At 66.4% G+C, this 22,292-nt stretch carries 18 protein-coding genes; 8 read left to right on the plus strand and 10 right to left on the minus strand.

What is annotated here, in order from left to right; all coding sequences use genetic code 11:
• Positions 1–46 precede the first annotated feature (46 nt).
• The gene (locus GO986_RS02590) at positions 47–997 is read right to left on the minus strand and encodes a tyrosine-type recombinase/integrase (protein WP_157457644.1); all 951 of its coding nucleotides are present in this window, start codon (positions 995–997) and stop codon (positions 47–49) included.
• A gap of 343 nt (positions 998–1,340) precedes the next feature.
• Here GO986_RS02590 and GO986_RS02595 point away from each other — a divergent pair, with 343 nt between their 5' ends.
• The 3 genes from GO986_RS02595 to GO986_RS02605 all read left to right on the plus strand — a co-directional run bounded on the left by GO986_RS02595 (position 1,341) and on the right by GO986_RS02605 (position 3,566).
• Positions 1,341–2,927 (plus strand): GGDEF domain-containing protein, encoded by a 1,587-nt coding sequence (locus tag GO986_RS02595; RefSeq protein WP_157457645.1) that lies wholly within the window; start codon positions 1,341–1,343, stop codon positions 2,925–2,927.
• Between the two features lie 131 nt (positions 2,928–3,058).
• Entirely contained in the window at positions 3,059–3,262 is a 204-nt protein-coding gene (locus GO986_RS02600) for a CopZ family metallochaperone (RefSeq protein WP_157457646.1), read from the plus strand.
• A gap of 40 nt (positions 3,263–3,302) precedes the next feature.
• The gene (locus GO986_RS02605) at positions 3,303–3,566 is read left to right on the plus strand and encodes a metal-sensitive transcriptional regulator (RefSeq protein ID WP_157457711.1); all 264 of its coding nucleotides are present in this window, start codon (positions 3,303–3,305) and stop codon (positions 3,564–3,566) included.
• Between the two features lie 141 nt (positions 3,567–3,707).
• On the opposite strand, the gene GO986_RS02610 is transcribed toward GO986_RS02605, so the two are convergent.
• Positions 3,708–5,555, minus strand: a complete 1,848-nt coding sequence (locus GO986_RS02610) for a cellulose binding domain-containing protein (RefSeq protein ID WP_369409098.1) — start codon at positions 5,553–5,555, stop codon at positions 3,708–3,710.
• Positions 5,556–6,099: 544 nt separating this feature from the next.
• Positions 6,100–7,596 carry a sensor domain-containing diguanylate cyclase gene (locus GO986_RS02615; RefSeq protein WP_157457647.1) on the minus strand — a complete coding sequence of 499 codons (1,497 nt, stop codon included), beginning with the start codon at positions 7,594–7,596 and terminating at the stop codon, positions 6,100–6,102.
• 74 nt (positions 7,597–7,670) lie between these two features.
• On the opposite strand from GO986_RS02615, the gene GO986_RS02620 reads away from it, so the two are divergent.
• The 5 genes from GO986_RS02620 to GO986_RS02640 all read left to right on the plus strand — a co-directional run bounded on the left by GO986_RS02620 (position 7,671) and on the right by GO986_RS02640 (position 16,910).
• Entirely contained in the window at positions 7,671–9,494 is a 1,824-nt protein-coding gene (locus GO986_RS02620; RefSeq protein ID WP_157457648.1) for an ABC transporter ATP-binding protein, read from the plus strand.
• Positions 9,495–9,659: 165 nt separating this feature from the next.
• Positions 9,660–11,498 carry a sensor histidine kinase gene (locus tag GO986_RS02625; RefSeq protein ID WP_157457649.1) on the plus strand — a complete coding sequence of 613 codons (1,839 nt, stop codon included), beginning with the start codon at positions 9,660–9,662 and terminating at the stop codon, positions 11,496–11,498.
• A gap of 136 nt (positions 11,499–11,634) precedes the next feature.
• Complete coding sequence (locus tag GO986_RS02630) at positions 11,635–12,915, plus strand: AMP-binding protein (protein ID WP_157457713.1); 1,281 nt, start codon at positions 11,635–11,637, stop codon at positions 12,913–12,915.
• A gap of 371 nt (positions 12,916–13,286) precedes the next feature.
• The gene (locus GO986_RS22785) at positions 13,287–14,453 is read left to right on the plus strand and encodes a S8 family serine peptidase (RefSeq protein WP_198170362.1); all 1,167 of its coding nucleotides are present in this window, start codon (positions 13,287–13,289) and stop codon (positions 14,451–14,453) included.
• 30 nt (positions 14,454–14,483) lie between these two features.
• Positions 14,484–16,910 (plus strand): putative bifunctional diguanylate cyclase/phosphodiesterase, encoded by a 2,427-nt coding sequence (locus tag GO986_RS02640; RefSeq protein ID WP_157457651.1) that lies wholly within the window; start codon positions 14,484–14,486, stop codon positions 16,908–16,910.
• A gap of 80 nt (positions 16,911–16,990) precedes the next feature.
• Here the strand turns inward: GO986_RS02640 and GO986_RS02645 are convergent, their stop codons facing one another.
• From GO986_RS02645 to GO986_RS02675, 7 genes are all read right to left on the minus strand, one after another.
• Positions 16,991–17,695 (minus strand): histidine phosphatase family protein, encoded by a 705-nt coding sequence (locus GO986_RS02645; protein ID WP_157457652.1) that lies wholly within the window; start codon positions 17,693–17,695, stop codon positions 16,991–16,993.
• Positions 17,692–18,777, minus strand: a complete 1,086-nt coding sequence (locus GO986_RS02650) for a phosphotransferase family protein (RefSeq protein ID WP_369409099.1) — start codon at positions 18,775–18,777, stop codon at positions 17,692–17,694. The genes GO986_RS02645 and GO986_RS02650 overlap by 4 nt, the downstream gene beginning before the upstream one ends.
• A gap of 4 nt (positions 18,778–18,781) precedes the next feature.
• The gene (locus GO986_RS02655) at positions 18,782–19,561 is read right to left on the minus strand and encodes an SDR family oxidoreductase (RefSeq protein WP_157457654.1); all 780 of its coding nucleotides are present in this window, start codon (positions 19,559–19,561) and stop codon (positions 18,782–18,784) included.
• A gap of 72 nt (positions 19,562–19,633) precedes the next feature.
• Complete coding sequence (locus tag GO986_RS02660; protein WP_157457655.1) at positions 19,634–20,857, minus strand: acyl-CoA dehydrogenase family protein; 1,224 nt, start codon at positions 20,855–20,857, stop codon at positions 19,634–19,636.
• Positions 20,854–21,198 (minus strand): hypothetical protein, encoded by a 345-nt coding sequence (locus GO986_RS02665; RefSeq protein ID WP_157457656.1) that lies wholly within the window; start codon positions 21,196–21,198, stop codon positions 20,854–20,856. The genes GO986_RS02660 and GO986_RS02665 overlap by 4 nt, the downstream gene beginning before the upstream one ends.
• The gene (locus tag GO986_RS02670; protein WP_157457657.1) at positions 21,192–21,677 is read right to left on the minus strand and encodes a macro domain-containing protein; all 486 of its coding nucleotides are present in this window, start codon (positions 21,675–21,677) and stop codon (positions 21,192–21,194) included. The genes GO986_RS02665 and GO986_RS02670 overlap by 7 nt, the downstream gene beginning before the upstream one ends.
• The gene (locus GO986_RS02675; RefSeq protein WP_157457658.1) at positions 21,674–22,264 is read right to left on the minus strand and encodes a hypothetical protein; all 591 of its coding nucleotides are present in this window, start codon (positions 22,262–22,264) and stop codon (positions 21,674–21,676) included. The genes GO986_RS02670 and GO986_RS02675 overlap by 4 nt, the downstream gene beginning before the upstream one ends.
• Positions 22,265–22,292: the final 28 nt, after the last annotated feature.

A 22,292-nucleotide genomic window follows, 5' to 3' on the forward strand; every position in this document is an offset into this window, starting at 1 on the left:
TTTTGCAAATGATTTAATCGGAGTCCGTATCACAGCAGCTTTGACTTTAGAAGTCTTCCACCTCGCTTTGCACGTCGTTTTCTTCTAACGCGACATAGCGCCGGGTGGTGTCCACTGAAGAGTGACCGAGAAACAGGCCGACGCGGGTAAAGTCTTTAGTGGCGCGGTACAGGCGTGTCCCTGAGTGCTTGCGCGCGGCGTGAAAGCCCCGCCAGGCATGCCTCTGCCCCGCTGCACGGAACGCAAGTGACATCTGGTACTTCGCCTGGTGATACGTCCAGTCGAACAGCGCGCCATCCGAACGGACAGGGGTGAGGCCCGCAAGGGCGGCGCGCACCCGCTTGCCCAGAGGCACCTGCCGGATTTTGCCGCCCTTCCCGTGGACAGCCAGCTGGCTCCCTCGCAGGTCGCCCACGGTGACATTCAGCGCCTCGCTGATGCGGAGCCCCGCATGGGCACAGAGCAGCAGGAGGGCCGCAAGACGGGGCTCACACTGAACCAGCACCTCGTCGATCTCGTGCATATACGGCGGGTTCTTGACGATGCCCGGCGTGGGATCAGGCGGGACGTGGGCGTCCTCGAAGGGCTGGGCCTCCGTTGCGCCTGCCCAACGCAACGCCCGGTACAGCGCCCGCGCGCCCGCCACGTACTGCGCCACGGTTGAAGCACTCAGGGTGCCCGTCCGGCCACGGCCCTGTGACGGCCGGGTCTGGAGCTGCGCCACATAGCGGCCGCCGTCGCGCCGACCCGGCCGGAGCAGTTGGACCCCCTGAGCCTGGGCCCACGGCACAAAATCCCGCACGGCCAGACTGTAGGCCTCCAGTGTTTTTGGACTGGTGCGGGCTCCTTTGCGGCTACCAGCAAGCATGTACGCCATCGTCATCTGGACCAGCAGTTCAAGGTCGTAGGTGGCGGCCGCCTCAACGGCCCGCACCCGGAGGGCCTGATCGGTGAGGTTGGTCAGGGCCAGGGTATCCGCAGACCGGACAAGGCTCATGGGCAAACTCCTGAAAGAGACGGACGTGGAGAGCATGAAGAACAGGGCCGCACGGGCCCTTATGGTACTGGCTCGCCTTTATGTTTGACACTAATACCGGCAAGCCAGCATTTGACCCCAGCCCTAAGCAGATCGGAGGGCACGGTCTGTTTTTCCCTTTCGGGCACTCCTGCAAGGCTGGGCACCTGCTGGTAGCTCTCAGCCCGGCATTCAAAGAGTCCAAAAATCACACCCTGGACGCGGTAGTATAGGCCGCAATGACGTCGCTGACGTATTCGAGTTTCAAGTGGGGTGCTTCATCACGGTGACCGATCTGGGGCAGGCGCGGAACGAGCTGGCGGCTTTGACTGCCCAGCTTCCGCATGTAAGTGCGCCGGCCGACCTGACCATGCTGCACCGGGACGCCGCCTACGTCGCGCTGGACCTGGGCGAATCGGCCCTGGCCATGACCCACGCCGTGCAGTGTCTGGACGTAGCCCGCAGTGCTGGCGAGCCGGCGTTAGAAGTGAAAGCGCATGTCACGGTGGCCCTGGTGATGGGCGAGGCTTACGACGACCTGGGGGCCAGCAGTCACTTTGCCGAGGCCGACGCCCTGTCCCGCGCCAGCGGCTACGTGCGCGGGGTGGCCCTGGCAGCGGTGAATGCGTCTCATTTTGAGCTGGAACGCGGACTGTACAGCGCGGCCACCTTGCGGCTGCACGCCTTGCTGACCTCCGAACACGCCGCTGGCCTGCTGATCGTGGACGAGCGCGTGGGCACCGAGCTGTACCAGTCGTTTCACATCAACTATGTCAAGGGATCGAGTCTGGCCCTCCGCCAGAACGAGGTGCCACCGGGCCTGCGCCCAGGCGTGGAAGCCCAGGTGCAGGCGTCGGCCGCTGTGCTGGGGACCATGCGCCGCGACGAACAGCTGGCGCCGCGCTGGCAGCCAGACATCCTGGATTCCCTGACGGCCTACGCCCTGCTGCGCCGCCATACCGATGAGGCCCTGGCCCTGGCCACCGAACGCATTCACCTGGCCCGCGCCAGTGGCATCAGAACGCATTTGGGCCGCGCCCTGCTCGAACGCGCCGGCGTACATGCCGAGCGCCGCGCCTGGGCCGCTGTCATCACCGACGCCCAGGAGGCCGCGCTGCTGTTTGAGCAGGACAGCCGGGAACTGCTGGCGGTTCACGCCTGGCAGGCGGTGGCTGACGCCCGAGCGCAGCAGGGGCACTTCCGCGAGGCGTTTGGGGTGCAGCGGCAGCTGACGCAGCGCACCGAAGCGCTCTACCGCGCCTTTTTTCAGCAGGGCGCGCAGCTGCGGCAGATTGAACGCCAGGCCCGCGAGGCCGAGGTGCGTGCGCAGGCCATGGCGGAGGCGGCCACCCACGATCCGCTGACGGGCGCCCCCAACCGCTCGGTGGCCCTGGAGGCTCTGGCGGCCCTCTGGGAAGAGGCCCAGCGAGGCCGGGTCAGCAGTGTGGCCCTGATGGATATTGACCATTTCAAGAGTGTCAATGACCGTTTTGGGCACGCCATAGGCGACGAGGTTCTGATCCGGGTGGTGCAGCACCTCAGCGCCCAGCTGAGTGATCAGGAATGCCTGGCCCGCTTTGGCGGCGAGGAATTTCTGCTGATTTTGCAGGGCCTGACTCTGGCCGAAGCGCAGCAGGTCTGCGAGGAGCTGCGCGCCGCCCTGCACACGCTCACCTGGGACGATCTCGCTCCCGACCTCACCGTCACCGGGAGCTTCGGGGTGGCCATCATGCAGCCGGGCATTCCACTCAAGCGCACCCTGCAAGAGGCCGACGCCGCGCTCTACGCCGCCAAAGCCGCCGGCCGCAACCTGGTGCAACTGGCTGACCCGTTTCGACTTCAGGGGGAGGGTCAAGCAGAAGGAGACGAACATCCTTCGGTCCCGAGGGCCAGCGAGAAGACAGGGCCTTAAAACAGAGATTTCTTGCTTTCGCCGCCGGCCTCCTTGCCTCTCTACCAGACAAAACGCCACTGTCCAGCCGGCTGACCCGACCTCCCTGGCCACGCCTTGACGCACCCCCCCTGGGGGGGTAGCATCCGCGCATGACGACGGAACTTTCGATTACCGGGATGACCTGCGGCCACTGCGAGCGTGCGGTGCGTGAAGCGCTACTGGCCGTTCCAGGTGTGGAGAACGCTCAGGTGAATCTGCCAGCAGGCCAGGCCACGGTGACAGGTTCGGTTGACCCGCAGGCGCTGGTTCAGGCGGTCAGTGCAGAAGGCTACAGCGCCCAGCTTCGCAGCTGACGTGGCGCGCGCCGCCTGTCACGACCCCGCCACCCTCTGCATGCCCGAGGAAGCGCGCAAGCGGGCCGCGCGGCGCCTGAGCATTGCCCGCGGACATCTGGACAGCATTGTGCGAATGCTGGACGATCCCAATGTGTACTGCGTGGACGTGCTGCGGCAAATCAAGGCGGTCCAGGGCGCACTGTCGGGAGCGGGTGAAGTGGTCCTGCGCGGCCATCTGGAGGCCCACGTTGCCACCGCCTCCACACGCGGGGACAGTCTGGAACTGGTCGAAGAGCTGATGGAAGCCTTGAAATACACCTAAAGGCGAAGGCTATCGGTAGGCACCAGTGACTTGACCCGACAGCCTACCGAACTACGAAGAACCGGAACGGTAAACATAACAGGCAGCCCTAAGATCAGGGCCGCCTGCTGTTCTAATGGGGTATAGGGCCAGCGCGCTTTTTTACTGTGCCGGCGGCAGGTCAGGCACGGTTCCCGAGCAGTTGGCGTTGACCACCAACAGCTGACACACCTTCTGCCCAGTGCTGTTTACACCGGCAGCGCCGGCGGGGGGCTTGGCGTACACGCGCTCTTTCCAGACCTGCCACAGCATCATGCCGTCGCCGGGTCGGCCCTTGTTTTTCATGTAGGTGGCCAGGGTTTCGACGTTGTAATAGCGGGTGGCCTCGTTGTTGGTGCCGGTGTTCATCTCGGCGTCGTACACAGTGCCGGGTTCGGCGTTCAGTTTCAGGATGGCGCCGCCGCTGCCCTCAGGGGCGACTTCCAGCCCCATGGCGATAGGGCCACCGTAAATGGCGCGGTAGCTCTCGTAGCCCTCGCGCGGATCATAGTAGGTGCCGCCGTCATAGGACATCAGGTTGACGCGGTCAATCTTGGCGCCCAGGTCACGCACCACGCGGTACATGGTGCCGCCAAACGGACTGCCCCACTGCACCTTGCCTTCTTCCCAGGGCGTGCCTTTCACGTAATAGGCACCTGTACTCCAGCCCGCAATGCTGATCTGCGTGTTCAGGCCACGCGCGGCAATCTCAGCATCCAGGGTGTTGATGATGTTCTTGATTTCGGCATCTTTACTGCAAGAGAATTGGGCATCTGCCAACTTATTGCAGCTGCTGCCGCTGGATTCCCAGTCAATGTCCACGCCGCTGGCCCCCAGGTCTTCGGCCAGATCAACCACGCGCTTGGCGTTAAAGCTGGCCCACTGACTGCCCTGGCTGTACGCCCAGCCCCCCACACTGATCCACACCCGCGTGCCGCGCGCTTTCAGAGCGGCGACATTGCTGCGCAGGGTCTGTGCCTGCGCCGCCGTGAACTTCCGCTGACCGTTGGGGGTAGACGCGCCCTCGGCAAATTCAAAGCCGGCCACCGCCTGATCGAAGGCGTAGCTGCCTTTGACATAGGTCGTGTCTGGACGGGCGAACGACAGGTTGAGGTCGGTGTAGTAAGGCGGAATGTTGCCCGTGGTCAGGTCGCTCACGCTGGTCTGCCAAGTGCCCGCGTACCCCACATAAATGGCCTTGTTGGTTGAAGGCGGCGGGGTAGAACCGATGGAGACAGTGACAGTGGCGGCGGCTGTCTTGGTGTTACTAGCGGCATCAAAGGCTTTGGCACTGTAGCTGCGGCTCCCGTTGTTGGCACTGATGACCGCCTCCGACGCCGTGAACGGCGCCGTCGTGTCGGTGCTCAGCAGCCGCGTGCCCTGATAGAACTCCACCTTCGTCACCCCCACGTTGTCCGACGCTGTGGCCGTCAGTGTCACGTTCCCGGCACTCGTCACCGTCCCTGGACTCGCGCTGAGCGACACGGTGGGGGCGGTGGTGTCACCGCCCGGGGGTGGGGTGGTCGTGCCGGCACAGCTGGCCCCGTTGAGGGTACAGGTGTTGACGCCCGTGAGTTGCCCGGCGCCGTCATAACCAATGGTGACGCTGCCACCGGCGGGGATGGTGGCGCCGCCCCAGGCGTTGGGGGTAATGGTGTACAGGCCACTGCTGTCTCTGGTGATGCTGCCGCCCGCACCCCAGGCGCTGCTGCCGGCAGCGGCGTTGCCGTTGAACTTGAACTTGAGGGTCCAGCCGGTGATGGCGCTGGGGCCGGGGTTGGTGAGGGTGATGCGGCCGGTGAAGCCCGTGTCCCAGGTGCCCGTGCTGTCAAACGTTGCCGTGGGCCCGGTCGCCTGCACTTGAAGCAGCGAGTCTTGAGCCCCAGTCACACCGGGGTCCGGGGTCTGGGAACAGGCAGCCAGAGCCAAAAGGGCAGTCAGCAACAAGCGGGTGCGCGGGAATCGGTACACGGCAAGCCTCCTTGTCAGGTCAGACAGAAATGGCAGCCCTGGAACAGGGCGACTCTATTCAGCTGTGGCGACTTCACTGTTATACATCTGGCTCAAGGCAAAAGTGTGAAAATAAATTGCTGCATATCTAGACAGATAGAATACTGCCGAAGATGGCTTATCTCGTGTATAACGTACTGATTCACTAAAACGCCTCAAGAATAGATTTATTTTTTCTGCCGTCTGACAAATCTGAAGAAAATAATTTTCCTAGTTTATCTGATGATCCTATCTGGTTGGCGAGGCACCATGCTGCCCCCAACAAGTGCGTCGGTGTGGGATTCATCAGAGGTCACTCGCCACAGTCATGGGAGCCGGCCTGAGTTGATGCTCCAGAGGTTCGTAGAGAGGGAAATGCCCCAATCTCCCCTACCGGCGTGCGCTGCACTTCCTCCTCAGCCTAGCGCCCACTTCTCACATAAGAAGACTCAAGCCAATCCGCTGCTGATGCGATCACAAGATGAAGAACGCGCTAGACCTGGCAGCAACAACTTCGACATCCCATTCAGGAGGTCAGCTCTCCACTCTGGCGCAGGGCCATGCGGCGGCGTTTGACGGCGTACATCCGCTCGTCGGCCAGGCGCAGTAGGGTCTGCGGCTCGCCTTCCTGGCTGTGGGCCACCCCCACGCTGGCCCCAGCTTGCGGCGCCAGCTGACGGGCCGCCAGCACCGCCGTATCCACCTGGTCCAGCAGCAGTTCCTCGTTGGTGGGGGCCGTCAGCACCACGAATTCGTCACCGCCGTAGCGGTATACCTGGCCTGCGCTGCCCACTTCGGCGGCCAGCGTGGCCGCAAATACGCGCAGCAACTTGTCCCCCTGGGCGTGACCGCCCACGTCGTTGACTGCTTTCAGGCCGTCCACATCGGCCATCACGAGCATAAAGGGCACCGCCGAGGGCTGGGCCAGGTCCTGTTCCAGGGCGCGGCGGTTCAGGACCCCCGTCAGCACATCCCGCCGGGCCCAGGCCCGCGCCTGGCGGTGGTCCAGGCTGGCGCGCAGAGACCGCGCCGCCGCTTCAAAGAGCGAGCGCTCGGCGGCGCGCCAGCCCCCCTGCGGATGACCGTTCAGGCGCGCGGCCACCAGCCAGAGGGTCTGGTCGGCGTCCATGCCCACCGATGCCCAGGCCAGGGCCTGCAGGTCAGTTGGTCCAGGGAGGCCCAGCGCCTGAGCGTCATCCAGCAGCGTGGGCCGCTCTGTGCCGGGCAAGTGCGGCCGCAACAGGCGGAACAACTCATCGCCTTCCAGGGCCGCGCGCTGTTCGGGCTGGACGCGGGGATGCAGGTGCCCCACACTGAGTACGCCCTCATCTCCGTGTATCACCAGCAGCCCCGTCACATCGCTGTGCATGGCCTCGCCCAGCAGGGCGGCGGCGGCCAGCAGCGCGTCCTGGGGCTCCAGATCCAGGCTCAGCAGCTGTGAAATGCCGTCCAGTGCCTGGGACTGCGCCAGACTGCGCTGCAACTCGGCGCTGTGTTCGCGCTGCGCGTCCAGCGAGAGGGTCAGGCGCTGCTGATAGGCGCGCAATTCCAACTCGGTGACCACGATGTCCGCCAGATCTTGTAGCGCCTGAAGGTCCTGCGGGGTCAGGGGATGCGGCTGGGTGTCCGTGACGCACAGGGTGCCGATGCGGTGCCCGCTGGGCATCACCAGAGGAGCGCCGGCGTACATATGCACGTTGGGCTCGCCCGTCACCATCGGGTTCTGGGCAAATCGCGGGTCCAGGTGGGCATTGGGCACCACAAGCGGCTGGTCCTGCTGAATGGTCCAGGCGCAAAAGGAGTCGGCGCGCGGCGCGGTGGTGTCCCCCACCCCCACCGACGCCTTACCCCACTGCCGGAACTGGTCTACGAAATTAATCACCGCCACCGGCGTTTTCAGGATGGAGGCGGCCAGCCGAGCAATCCGGTCAAATTGCGGCTCGCGCGGCGTGTCCAGAATGCCGTAGTACGCCAGGGCCATCAGGCGGGCGGACTCGTCAGGCAAGGTGGGGGCGCCGGTCATGGCCCCATGCTAGAGCAAGCGTGACTGTGTTCTCCATGCCGCTGGCTGGGGGCACCAGGCGGCATGCTGACAGGATGCGCGCGCCTCTACCTGATGATCATCTGCCCCTGCGGGAGCGTCTGCGCGACCTGCGCGCCACACTGGCGCTGGTGTGGCAGGCCAGTCCCCGCCACAGCCTGACCTACGCCGCCACCAGTCTGGCGGGCAGCGCCCTGCCGGCGGCCAACCTGTACGTGGGCAAGCTGCTGCTTGACGAGGTGGCCCGCGCCGCACAGGGCGGGGTTGCCTACACCTCGCTGCTGACCCTGCTGGGCGCACAGGTCAGTCTGGTTGTGCTGGGAAGCCTGCTGTCCACCGTGCAGAGCGCCGCGCAGCAGCTGCTGGGTGACAGCCTGCAACACGGGGTCAGCCGCCGCATTCTGAACAAGGCCGCGACCCTCAGCGTCGAGAACTTCGAGAACGCCGAGACCTATGACCGGCTGCAACAGGCCTACCGGGAAGTGGGGTCGCGGCCCCTGGGGGTGGCCACGCAACTGGTGTCGCTGGGGGGCGCGGCCGTCACGCTGGGCTCGGTGGGCGCCCTGATGGCCACGCTGGGGCCCTGGGTGCTGCCGCTGGTCGTGCTGGCCAGCGTGCCAGGCGTGGTTGTGGGCAACCGCTTTGGGGTCGAAGGCTACCGCATGCTGCGGCGGCAAACCCACGACGCCCGCGTGCAGAATTATCTGGGCAGCCTGCTGACCTCGGACGCGCATGTCAAAGAGGTGCGCCTGTTTGGCTTCGAGGGCGAGCTGCTGCGGCGCTGGCGCGACTATTACCTGGGGTTCCGGCAGCATCTGGTGGCCCTGGTGCGCCGCCGCGCCGGCTGGAGCTTCGGGGCGGCGCTCCTCAGCGCCCTGCTCATTGGCCTGGCCAGCGCCCTGATTCTGCGCCGGGCGGCGGCGGGCGAGGTCAGCGTCGGTGAATTCAGTGTGTTTGTGCTCGGCATCGCGCAGGTGCAAAGCACCGTGAGCAGCCTGCTGGGCGGCGGCAGCGCGGTCTACCAGAACCTGCTGTACATGCGCAACCTCTTTGACTTTCTGGAGTTGCCCACCCGTGACCTGGACGCGGGCGAGGTCTGGTCTGGCCCTATCCACACCATCGAATTTCGGGAGGTGGGCTTCCGGTATCCCCTGACCGAGCGCGATGTGCTGCGGGGGGTCAGTTTTACCCTGCGCCGGGGCGAGGCGCTGGCCCTGGTGGGCGAGAACGGCGCGGGCAAGACCACAGTGGTCAAGTTGCTGACCCTGCTGTTCGTGCCCACCAGCGGGCAGATTCTGCTCAATGGCCAGGACGCCGCGCGCTTCAGTCCCCGCAGCGTGCAGCGGGAAATGAGCATCATCTTTCAGGATTTTGGGCAGTACCAGCTGACAGCCCGCGACAACGTGGCGCTGGCCGACGCGGCGCAGCCCGAGGGCGCCGCGCGGGTGCCCGCAGCCCTGGAGCGGGCCGGGGCCGACTTCGTTGCGGGCCTGCCCGAAGGCCTGGACACCCCACTGGGACGGCTGTTTCAGGGGGGGCGGCAGCTGTCGGGCGGGCAGTGGCAGCGCCTGGCCCTGGCGCGGCTGTACCACAGGGACGCCTCGGTGCTGATCTTTGACGAACCCACGGCGGCCCTGGACGCCCGCGCCGAGTTCGACACCATTCAGGCGCTGCGCGAGCAGACGCGCGGCCGCCTGACCCTGCTGATTTCGCACCGCTTTTCGACGGTGCGCCTGGCCGATACCATCGTGGTGCTGGAGGGCGGCAAGGTCACCGAGCGCGGCACCCACGCCGAGCTGATGGCGCGCGGCGGTCACTACGCCGAGATGTACACCTTGCAGGCGCGTGGCTACAGCGAGAGCGTGGGGCCCGCGTCATGATGTGGCGGCACGGCGGCGCCGCGTAAAGCGCCGTTGGCAGTGCAGCCAGTCCATCCTCAGACAGGCCCCCTCGGCCCCTGACCTGTCATGCCTGCGGTCCTTGGCCTGGTCTGATGAGACGAGCGCTGGCAAAAGCCGCAACGCACCCGCCAGTCCACCAGCGTTATGCTGCGCGGCGATGAACGGTTCGTGGGGCCCAGTGCAGGACGTTTTGTGACCGCCGAGCAGCCGGGGGCCGACGCGGCGCTGATCGCCTTTGCCGCCTTTACCGATCAGGCGCTGCGCAGCACCAACGTCGCCGAGGTCGCGCAGCGCGCCGTTGAGGTCCTTCAGGTCACCCTGGGCAGCGTCAGTGTCGCTTATCTGGTGCCGCAGGGCCGGCTGTGGCACGCGGCGGCGCTGTCGGCCAGTGTGCCAGTGGCCCTGGCCAGCCGGCTGAGGGCGGGCCTGCCGCTGCGCGGCCCACAAATCGAGGCGGCGCTGTCGGCGCGTGACGTGTTGTTCGTGCCGCAGTGGACCGTGACCGTGCCGGACGTGCCCGACACCGAGACCTTCGGCGCGGTGGCCCTGTGTCCCACCTACCGGGGCGAGACCCTGGTGGGGGTGCTGGCGATGGGTATCCAGAGCGCGGCCGACTGGACCGAGCGCGAGCGCAGTGTCTTCCGGGCGGTGGGGCGCAGCCTCAGCCTGGCGCTGGACCGCGCCCACAAAGAAGAGCAGCTGCGCCTGCACAACGCCGCCCTTCAGGCGCAGGCGCGCTCGCTGGAAGCCTTTGCGCAGCTCAGCGCCGACCTGGGCGCCCAGGAACACCGCCTGGCCCTGATCCGCCGCGCGCAGGAAGTCGCGCTGGCGCTGCTGCCGCGCGGGTTTGCGGCCTACTACGAACCCGAGGGCGACCTGTGGTGCCTCAAGGCGCAGGTGGGACAGGTGCGCGACCCGGCCCGGCAGGCGGCGCTGGACGCAGGCCTGCCCTTTTCGCAGGCCCAGAGCCTGCAACTGCCGTGGGACAGCGGGGAACCGTACTATCAGGCTGCCTTTGACCCGCAGTCCGACGGCCTGAAGGTGCCGGGCGACGGCCTGGGGGCCCTGGCCAGCCTGCCGCTGCAGGTGGGCGGCGAGCGGCTGGGCATCTTTACCGTGGGGCAGTTCGAGGCCCGGCCCTGGGACGCGGGCGACCGGGCGCTGCTGGCGGCCATTACGCGCAGTCTGGTGCTGGCGCTGGAACGGGCGCGCAGCGTCACCGCGCTGCGGCACTACTCGGCCGAACTGGAACGCAGCAACGCGGCGCTTCAGGGCGCCAACGAGGAACTTGAAGCCTTCGCCTATTCGGTCAGCCACGACCTGCGCGCGCCGGTGCGGCACATTGCGGGCTTTGCTGACCTGCTGGGCCGCGCCCTGGACCCTGAGACCCTGGCGCAACCGAAAGTGGGGCGGGCGCTGACCGTGATCCGCGAAGCGGCGGCGCAGATGAACGACCTGATTGACGCCATGCTCAATCTGTCGCGCGCCGGGCGCCAGGAGCTGCGCCTGGCCGAGACCAAGCTGGACGCCCTGGTGGGGAGCATCTGGGCCGAGTTCCAGCCTGAGGTGCAGGCACGCGAGGCCCAGGGACATCAGGTCACCTTTGAACCGGCGCCCCTGCCCCATGTCCAGGCTGACCCGGCCCTGCTGCGCCAAGTGCTGACCAACCTGCTGGGCAACGCCCTGAAGTACACCGCGCAGACGCCGCAGGCCCGCATTGAGGTCTGGGCCGAGACCTCCCCCGACACCTGGACCGTTTTCGTGCGCGACAACGGGGTGGGCTTTGACCCGCGCTACGCCCACAAGCTGTTTGGGGTCTTTCAGCGGCTGCACCGCGCCGAGGACTTCGGCGGCACTGGCGTGGGGCTGGCCAATGTGCGCCGCATCGTGCAGCGGCACGGCGGCACGGTCTCGGCGCAGGGCGAGGTCGGTCAGGGGGCCACCTTCTGCTTCACGTTGCCGCGCCGGCCTGCTCTAGACTGAGACCTCCTGATGCCCGGCGCCCACCGGACAGCTGCAAGCGGCCCAGGCCAGGCTATCTGGTGTGACGGGCGCTGCCCGGTCCTTCCCTCCTCTGCCTGCCTCCGGAGACTTCATGGTTCACGACCTTCCCCTTGACCTGTTTCAGCCTGAACTGGAAGCCCTGCCGGTCCCGGCCCTGCGCGCCCTGCAACTGACCCGGCTTCAGGCGATGCTGGCGCGGCAGGACAGCCAGGTGCCGGCCTACCGCGCCAAGTTCCAGGCGGCTGGCGTGAGCGCCGCCGACCTGCACACCCTGGATGACTTGGCCCGCTTTCCCTTTACCCGCAAAGACGACCTGCGCGCTGCGTACCCGCTGGGGCTGGTGGCGACCCCACGCAGCAACCTGCGGCGCATTCACGCCAGCAGCGGGACCAGCGGCCGGGCCACCACCGTGGCCTATGACGACCACGACCTGGGGGTCTTTGCCGAGGTGGTGGCGCGCAGCCTGTACGCGGCCGGGGCGCGGCCGGGCATGACCTTTCACAACGCCTACGGGTACGGCCTGTTTACCGGCGGCCTGGGCACACACGCGGGCGCCGAGCGGCTGGGGCTGTGTACGGTGCCGGTCTCGGGCGGCGGCACAGCGCGGCAGGTGGACCTGCTGCTGGACCTGCAACCAGAGGTCATCGCCTGCACCCCCAGTTACGCCCTGGTGCTGGCCGAGGCGCTGGAGGCACGCGGCGTGCACCCCGGCGACCTGGCGCTGCGCTACGCCGTGCTGGGCGCCGAACCCTGGGCCGAAAAAACGCGCGCCGCCGTGCAGGCCCGCCTGGGCGTTCGGGCGACGAATATCTACGGGCTTTCTGAACTGATTGGCCCCGGCGTCAGCAACGAGGATGTGCGCGAGCAGCAGGGCAGTTACGTCTGGGAAGACCATTTCTATCCCGAGATTGTGGACCCCCACAGCGGCGAGGTCCTGCCGGAGGGCGAATGGGGCGTGCTGGTCCTGAGTTCTATGAGCCGCTCGGCCCTGCCGCTGCTGCGCTACTGGACGGGCGACATCACGCGCCTGCTGCCGGGGGACAACCGCACTGGCCGCAGCATGCGGCGCATGGACATCATCCGGGGCCGCAGCGACGACCTGATTATCCTGCGTGGCGTCAACGTGTACCCCACGCAGCTGGAAGCTGTGCTGGCCACGCTGGGACAGACCACCCCGCATTATCAGGTTGTTCTCAGCCGCACGGGTCTGCTAGACGAGCTGACCCTGCGCCTTGAGGTGCCCGCCGCATCAGCCGCTTTGCAGGACGAGGTGGTGCGGCAGGTCAAGGCTCAGGTGGGGGTCACCATCCGCTGCGAACTGTGCGCCCCAGGGACCTTGCCGCGCAGCGAGGGGGGCAAACTGCGCCGGGTCATCGACCTGCGGGAAGCCAGGTAGGCCCTCCACCTGGGGGGATGGTGCCCCCATTCGTTTCATCAGAACTAAAGACCGGAAGCGCCACCGTACCGCCGGTCTGTGCTGGACTGACCTGCGGTTGTCCAGTCTTTCTGAATTGTTTCACCTCAACTGAGAGGCTAGGTTCAGATGTGGCCTGGATGAAGCCGCTACACTGGGCCGCAGCACAGGCTGCTTCCCCTCTGGACAGGCCGATCAACCGGCGTACACTGGAGCCTCAACCTCGTCAGCTTAAGGAGATTCTCATGCGTCTTACTCTTTCCTGCCTTGCCCTGACTTCGCTGCTGCTCTCTGGTTGTGGGCGGCTGACGACGCCAGCCAACTCGGCTCCCGTCACCATCTTAACGGTCCCTGTGACTGCTGCCCAAAGCGATGAAGACCTGACCCGCCTGTACGGCGGCCGCGTCGAACTGCGCACCGAGACCTTTGCGGTCATCGGCGACCCGACCCGCGCGCCCTTGCAGGCACAGGGCACCGGCCCGGCTCCGCAGGACAACCAGGACGTGGTGGCCGTCAACCCCGGCCAGACAGAGCCTGGAATGTGGGGCAATATTGTGCGCGACTTCTGGCCCAACGCCCCTGAACTGTGGAGCAGCATCGTGCGCGATGACTGGCGTTTTAACAGCAGCGACGCCTGGGTCTCTGATACCTATTCGCCTCTACCCGCCAATACTGCCGCCTGGAAGAAGATTGGCCTGAAAGAAGCGCATCAGGGCACGGCGCTGGGTGCCGGCAAGATTATCGCCGTCATCGACACTGGCCTTGACCTGACCCACCCCATGTTCACCAATCTGCTGACCCCAGCGAACACCTGGCGGGATTTTGTGGATGACGACGCCACTCCTCAGGACCTTGGGGCCGTGGGCAAAGGCTCGTTTGGGCACGGCACCGTCGTGGCCGGTATTGCCGCGCAGCTGGCCCCGCGCGCCAAGATCATGCCGCTGCGTGTGCTGGACAGCGACGGCAGAGGCGACACCCTGAATGTGGCGGCGGCCGTCGTATGGGCCACCAACCACGGCGCCCACGTCATTAACCTCAGCCTGGGCACGAGCCGGGCTCAGGACGCGCTGACCCAGGCCATCGCCTACGCCAACAGCAAGCGGGTGCTGGTGGTGGCGGCCGCAGGCAACTTCAACAAGGCCGCGCCGGACTACCCAGCCGCCCAGATGAAAGGAGGCCGCTACAGTGTGGCGGTGGGCAGCGTCAATCAGGACGACCTGAAGAGTGATTTTTCTTCCTACGGTGAGGCCATTGGACTGATGGCGCCTGGTCAGGAGATTGCTGCGCCCTTCCCCGACAGGCGTATGGGCCAGTTCTCTGGCACCTCCATGAGTGCGCCCGTGGTGGCCGGCGCCCTGGCCCTGGGGCTGGGAGAAGGCGCCGGCGCAGAGCAGACCCTCAAGGCGCTCAAGGATAAGGCGCGGCGCATTGACCGCTTGGATGGAAATTCGGCGTATCAGGGTCTGCTGGGCAAAGGCCGCCTTGATCTGAAAGACTTTATTGATGAACTGGATGACTGACCTCAGGCTGCGGCCAAAGTCTGAGCGCTGATGGCCACGCCCACAGAAGACCTGCAACAGGTTCTGGACGCTATCCGTACAGGTCGTCTGGAGGCTGCTGCGGGGCTTCTCGCTGAGGCCACTGACCTTTCGCCGACCCACCTGAATTACGCCTGGGGGCTGTACTCCAAGGCGACGGGGCAGCTGGACCTGGCCCGGCAGCAGCTCTCCGCGGCCCGCGAGGCTGCTGTGGCGGCCAGTGACCAGCTGACGGAAGCCAACATCCTGGTCGCGCTTGCCCACACCCAGCACCTGCTGCTGAACAGCCGCGAAGCCCTGACGCTCCTGCAAGAAGCTGTCCAGCTGCGAGAGCGTCAGGGTGATGTCGGCGGACAGATTGCGGCGCTGTGCAATATCGCGGGCATTCACCGGAGCCTGAATGACAACTACAGTGCCATGGTGGCTGTCAGCGGGGCACAAACACTGTTCAAGACGATGGAGCCGGCAGCCCACCCGACGGTCGAACTGGGCCTTCTCAACACGCTGTCTAACATTCTGAGCGCCCAGAACCGCACGGAAGAGGCCGCGCAGCAGTACCGCCGCTGTCTGGAGGTGGCCCAGCTGGTCGGCGACACCACGGCGTATTTCATCGCGGCGATCAATCTGGGCGACGCTTACCTGAAGCTGGGCCACTACCAGGACGGCCAGACCCTCCTGCAAGAGGTGCTGGCTCATCCCGACCTCCACCAGATTCCGGTGCTGCAGGCCAGTGTCATTCTGAATCTGGCGCTGACGAAGTTTCATCTGGACGGGCTGGACGCCCTGGCGGATGCCCAGCAGGCGCACACCACCTTTGAGCAGTTACAGGACCCCGACGGCCTGATCGAGTCGGGGCTCTTGCTGGCGCGGCTGCATCAGCGGTCAGGCCAGCTCGGCCAGAGCCGGACGGCCGCTGAGCAGGCCCTGGCCCTGGCCGAGGCCGACGGCCGCAAGCAGTCGCAACTGGATGCCCTGACCATCCTGGCCGACGTGACCGAGGCCGCTGACCCGGCGCAGGCCGCGCGGCACCTGCGCCGGGTGCTGGTCCTGCAGACCGAATTGAATGCGGCCGCGCAGGACAAACAATTACAGGAACTGACGGCCCAGGCCGAGGTGGACAGCGCGCAGCGCCGCGCGGCCTATGAACAGACGCTGCGGCTGCAGGCCGAGGAAACTGTGCAGCGCCAGCTTCAGGAATTGGAGCGGGGCCGCCTGTACGATCCGCTAACCGGGCTGCCCAACCGCCTGATGCTGCACGCCCAGCTGGCCCAGCACATTGAGCAGGCGCAGCGCCAGGACACCGAGTTTCTGCTGGTGTCGGCCGACCTCAACCGCTTTCAACTGGTCAACGACACCTACGGCCATGACGCGGCCGATGAGCTGCTGCGCGTGGTCGCCGGGCGCCTGCGCGCGGCGCTGAGCGGCGACGAGGTGGTGGCGCGGGTGGGGGGCGACGAGTTTACCCTGCTGCTGGGCGGTGGGGGCCACGGTTCCCGGCGCCTGCAAGACGCCATAGGCGCCCTGAATCAGCCGGTGGTGGTGGGGGGCCAGAGCCTGCGGATGTCCTGGAGTGTAGGTGCGGCCTGCTGGCCTACTGACGCGCGCGACCCCGAGGCGCTGCGCCAGGCCTCTGAGCTGGCCCTGTATGACGCCAAGACCAGCGGCGAGAGCTGTGTGTATTACGACCGCCGCCAGCACGCCCACGCTGGCCTGGAGCGCGCCCTGGCGCACGCGCTGGAACGGGGTGAATTCGAGCTGCATTTTCAGCCTATGTTGGACGTGCGGACGCGCCGCGTGGTCTGCGCCGAAGCCCTGCTGCGCTGGCGCAGTGCTGAACACGGCTTACTTTTTCCGGGCAGTTTCATGCCGATTCTGGAACGCAGCGGGCAGATTGTGGAAGTCGGCGCCTGGGTGCTGCAGGAGGCTTGCCGCCATGCAGCCCATTGGAAGGGCGTGCGGGTCGCTGTCAACCTTTCGGCGCAGCAGTTTGCCAGCCGTGACCTGCGCCGGGTGGTGGCTGCTGCATTAGAAGCCAGTGGCCTGCCCCCCGACTGCCTGGAACTGGAAATTACCGAGAGCCTGATGATGCAGTCGCCCGAACGGGCGGCGCGGATGCTGGCCGAGTTTCAGGCCGACAGCGTGCGGGTCATGCTGGACGACTTTGGCACCGGCTACAGCAGCCTGGGGTACCTGGCCCGCTTTCCCCTGAGTGGCCTCAAGATTGACCGCAGTTTTGTGGCCGCCCTGGAAGAGGAACCGGGGGGCCGCGACGCGGCGATTGTGCGGGCCATTGTGGGCCTGAGCCGGGACCTGGGCCTGGAGCTGGTGGCCGAAGGTGTTGAAACCCTGCGGCAGGTAGACCTGCTGGAGGCCCTGGGCGTGGGCGTGATGCAGGGGTATTACTTTGCACGGCCTATCAAAGACTGGCAGCCAGGCTAAGGAACATAGGGGGCTTCGCCCGATCAGCCTTTCTGTCCTTACCAGCGGTTAAAACGGCTGACCACCACGGCCCGCCCCTCTCAGCGCCAGGAGCGAAGATCTGGAGGCAGGCGATGGGTCTCGTTGAAACTGTCCAGACTGACGCGGCCTCGTCCGAAGGTGAAGCGGGTCAGGCTGGCATTCTGAACGCGCCAGTTCAGGCGCAGGGCTGCAGCGTCGGGGGCGTCCAGCGCCAGGGCCACCGCCAGACCAATCACCCCGCCGCTGGTAAAAGCGAGGGCCATTGACCCTGAGGGCAGCGCCGTGACCTCTGCAAAAGCAGCCCTGACCCGTGCCCGGAAGGTCACCCAGGGTTCGACCTCCGTGTGGGTCAGCGTGCCAGCTTGCCAGGCAGCAGCCAGAGGCTCCAGCACCTGCTGAAAGGCACGGTTGCGCTCTGGTCCGGCGCGCTGGGCACCGAAATTTGCCGCCAGAGCCGCAAAAGCCGGGTCACGCGCCGCCAGAACAGGCCACAGGTGCCGCACCAGGCCGTCGCCGTCGTACTCGGCCAGTCGGGCATCAAGGACTGCGGGTGGCCAGAGGCCCCCAGCTGCTTCGGCGGCCAGTTCAGCGCTGCGCCGCTGCCGCACTAGGGGCCCATGCCAGAGGTGGGTGGGTCGCAGCCTTTCAGCCGCCAGCGCCTGCCCTACCGCGTGTGCCTGCGCTTCACCCAGGGCAGAGAGGCGGTCGGTCTCTGTCTCAAAAGGGGTGGCTTGACCATGCCGGATCAGCAGAAGCTGGCTCATGCCAGGTCGGCAATGCGGCGCCGCGCCTCGCCTATCAGCCACGCGGCCTGAGCGGCCAGCGGCGCAAAGCGGGGGTCAGCCGTTTGCCCGGCGCGGTAGCGCGCAAAGATTTGCAGCACGATGACAGCCAGCTTGAAATGACCGAGCACCTCGTACCAGGGCAGGCTGCTCGTCACGTGACGAGCAAGTCGAGCTTCGTAGCGGGCGACCAGTTCGTCGCGCCCTGGAAAGCCGGGCGCCGCCGCGCCGACCTGGGTGGGAGCCCCGCCAGGCTGCTGGGGCATGGTCCAGTAGGTGAGTGTCAACCCCAGGTCCACCAGAGGGTCGCCCACGGTGGTCATTTCCCAGTCCAGTAGCGCCGTGACGCGGCTGGGGTCAGCAGGATCGAACATCAGGTTGTCCAGCTTGAAATCGTTGTGGACGAGGGTATGGGCGCTTTCTGGTGGGAGATGGGCTTCGAGCCAGCCGATCACCTCTTCGTCCCCCAGCGTCTCGGGAGGAGGCAGGTCGCCTGTGCCGTCCAGGGCCGTGCGGGCCCGCCGCCAGCGCCCGGCCCAGCCGTCCACCTGCCGCCCGTTAAAGCCTTCGGGCCGGCCAAGAGAACGCAGGCCAGCCGCGTCAATGTCCACACGGTGAAGGTCGGCCAGCGTATCCATCATGGCGTGTGACAGCTGGGCCGGGGCGTCAGGCAAAGCCGCGTATTCGGGAGGCAACGCCGCGCGGACCACGGCACCGTGACGGCGCTCCATTAAGTAAAAGGGAGCGCCGAGCACCGAGGCGTCCTCCACCAGCAGAATGGGCTGGGGGGCCACCGGCAGCGCCGGATGAACGCGGGCGAGCAGCCCAGCCTCGCGGGTCATGTCGTGGGCGCCTCTGGCCACTGGCCCCAGCGGCGCGCGGCGCAGCACATACTCGGCCTCGCCCAGCCGCAGCAGATAGGTCAGATTCGAGAAGCCACCTGGAAATTGCTCGGCTGAAAGGGCGTCCACGTCACCCGGTATGCGGCCGCGCAGCACAGCCTTCAGGGCCTCCAGAGGCAGTTCCTCGCCGGGACGCACCGGGGTTGTCTCCGCGCGGGTCACGGGGTCACGCCCGGTCCTGCCCGCCGCCCAGCAGGGCCATCGCCCGGACACGCAGCTGCCGCATACGGCCAATCCAGCCGTCGTAGTCGGCCGCCTTCAGGGCAAAGCCTTTCAGGGTCGTGGGGTGGGTGGTAATCAGAAAGCCGTCTGCGCGCAGGACCGCCAGCGTCTTCTCTACCAGTTCATCGGTCGAAATGGCCGTCTGCTGCAAGATGGGCGCGTTCTGAATCATGGGGGTCCAGACACCCTCAGGGCACAGGCAGGCCACCCGGATGCCCCGGTCGCCGTAGGTGATGGCCAGCCACTCGGCAAAAGCTAGGGCCGCGTGCTTGGTCACCGCGTAGGGCGCTGAATGCAGTTCGGTCAGGAGACCCGCTGCCGAGGCGGTGTTGAGCAGGTGCCCGCCGCCCCGTTCCAGCATGTGCGGCAGCAGGTGGCGCGCGGCCCAGACATGACTCATGACATTGACGTTATGAATCAGTTGCCAGACGCGGTCTGGCGTCTCTGGCCCCTCCCCCACTGCAATGCCTGCGTTCGAGCAAAAGAGGTCAATGTGGCCCTCACGCGCCAGCACGTCTTCGATCAGCGCCTGAACGCCTTCTTCCCGGCTGATGTCGGCGGCCACGAAGCGCGCCCCCAGTTCGGCGGCGCGGGCAGCCCCTATCTCGGCCTGCCGGTCCGAGGCAATGACGGTTGCCCCTTCCTGAACGAAGCGCGCCGCCAGCGCCAGCCCAATTCCCGAAGCAGCCCCAGTCACGACGATGACCTTGTCTTGAAAGTCCATAGTTCTCTCCTTCTGCGAGGCGCGTTTGTGGTGGAAGGTGGTACAGGTGCCTTTAACTCTGGGCCACCCGCCTTAGGCCTCAGCGCGCCGGAGCTCTTCTCTGGCCACCGTTTCTAAATGCACGATGTCGGGGCCGTCAGCCAGCCGCAGGGTGCGGGCCTGGGCATACATCAGGGCCAGCGGTGTGTCCTGGCTGACGCCCGCGCCGCCAAACACCTGAATGGCGCGGTCAATGACCCGCAGGGCCACCGTGGGTGCCACCACCTTGATGGCGGCAATCTGGCCGCGCGCCGCCTTGTTGCCCGCTGTGTCCATCAGGTGCGCGGCGTGCAGCGTCAGCAGCCGGGCCTGGTCAATCTCCAGGCGGGACTGGGCAATCGCCTCGCGCACATGCTGATGGGCGGCCAGAGGTTTGCCAAACGCCACGCGGTTCCCAGCGCGCGCCACCATGAGTTCCAGCGCCCGCTCGGCCTGCCCAATCAGGCGCATACAGTGATGAATGCGGCCCGGCCCCAGGCGACCCTGCGCGATTTCAAAGCCCCGGCCCTCGCCCAGCAGCATGTTGCTGGCCGGCACCCGCACGTCCGTAAAGCTCATCTGGGCGTGCCCGTGTGGGGCGTCGTCGTAGCCAAAGACAGTCAGCAGCCGGTCAAGAGTCACCCCCGGCGTGCTCATAGGCACCAGAATCATGCTCTGCTGGCGGTGCTTCTCGGCGCTGGGATCGGTCTTGCCCATGAAGATGGTGACCTGACAGCGGGGATCGCCCGCGCCACTGGTCCACCATTTCTGACCATTCAGGAGGTAGTCGTCGCCGCCGCGCACAATCCGGGCTTCAATGTTCGTGGCGTCGCTGCTGGCCACGTCCGGCTCGGTCATGGAAAATGCACTGCGAATTTCTCCGTTCAGAAGGGGCATCAGCCACTGCGCCTGCTGCTCGGGGGTACCGTAACGGGCCAGCACTTCCATGTTGCCGGTGTCGGGGGCCGAGCAGTTAAACACCTCGGGTGCCCACCACACGCGGCCCATCAGTTCGCAGAGGGGCGCGTAGTCCAGATTGCTCAGGCCCGCACCAAACTGCCCATCCGGGTCGCTGGCAGGCGGCAGAAACAGGTTCCACAGGCCCTCAGCCCGCGCCATAGGCTTGAGGCGCTCCAGCAGGGCCACGGGCGCCCAGCGGTCACCTGTATTGACTTGCCGCTCAAACTCTGCCTCATTGGGGTGGATGTGCGCCTCCATGAACGCCCTCAGGCGCGCGTGCAGGTCGCGGGTACGGGGGGAAGAATCGAACAGGGTCATAGGGGTTCCTCCTCGGGATTCAGTGGACGGAACCCAGCCTGGTCGCCCTCAATACTGAGCAGCAGGTTGCGGTAACCCGTGCCGCGTGGACTGCGCAGCACCAGGCCCAGGGCCAGAATCTGCTCCAGGCTCGCTTCGGCCAGCGCCAGCACCTCCGGGGAATCGTCATCGGCCACCAGTGCGGCCAGCCGGGCGTCCTCGTCAAACAGCGCGCGGTAAGGGGCGAAGGCGGCGGTGGCCTCGAACGTGCCGTGAACCGCGAACATTTCGGTGTCTGTCACGGTCAGGGTGCCCAGAACCGTGCCGTCTTTTTCCAGGGTGTAGACGGTGCCCATCAGCATGGGGCATCCGGGAGGTCATACACGGTGACAGGCAGGCCGGCGAGTTCTTCCTCAACAATGGAGGCGATCACGGCCCAGTCACCGCCGGCCACCCCGGCGCCGATACGGGGCATGTGCACGCTGGCGCCGCCACGCCGGGCTTCCTCGGCCACACGGCGCAGGCCCATGCGGATGGCTTCGTAGCGCACGGGCGGCGCCGCCGCCGGCCCATTTTTGCGCGCAATGTCATGCTGACCAACCAGATTGGCCACTGTCAGGTCCGGGGCAACAGGCACGAACTGCACCTCTCCCAGCGCATAGGGCTGGCCAGTGTCGCCTGCTGCCCAGCGCTTGAACGCCTGCTCAGGGGCTTTAAAACGCTTCGAGAGGGCCAGCACAAAACCGCGTCCCCAGGCGCCAATGTCGTTACACACATGGACGAGCAGCTTTGGCCCGTCGCCCTGGGGCTGCGTGGCGTCGCCTGTGACATAGAGAATCATCTTGCCTCCAGCTGTTGCCCTACCCAAACATGCCCGCGCGGAAAGAAATACAGCGGCTCGCCAGAGCTGGGGGTTTCCACGCGGTAGGGTCGCCGGAGCAGCGAGAGGCGGCGCGCCACCTCTTCACCCTCCAGCACATCTTCGTCCAGACCCGTTCGCCAGTTCAGACCCAGCAGACGCGGTTCCTGACCACTGAGCTGCGCAGGCAGTGGCCGGGCCGGGGCCGGCGTGAACATGGTCCGGTACATCTCAGCGCGTTCGGGCGACGCCATCACCACCTGCGAACTGGCAAAGTGCGGCCAGCACAGCCACAGCGCCAGATACGCCACGTCGGGCCGCCCCGCACTGGCGCGCGTCCAGGCGTCGTGAATGTCCAGCAGCCCTGAGAGCATCCGGCGCCGCAACCAGGCTGGCGGCTCACGCGCGGGCAGGCGGCTCCAGGGGTCTATCCAGAGTTTGACGTAGTCCACGCCGTTGTGGGCAAGGTGTGACCAGTCGGGCGTGAGGTTCTGCTGACGCCACTGGTCTACCCGCCGCAGCTGCGTCTGGCCGCCCCGCACCTTGCGCTTGTTGGAGAGGGGCGTCACAGGTCGGCCCAGGGGATGAGGCCGGGCG

Source organism: Deinococcus arboris (assembly GCF_009755355.1).
In the GTDB taxonomy this organism is placed as follows: domain Bacteria; phylum Deinococcota; class Deinococci; order Deinococcales; family Deinococcaceae; genus Deinococcus; species Deinococcus betulae.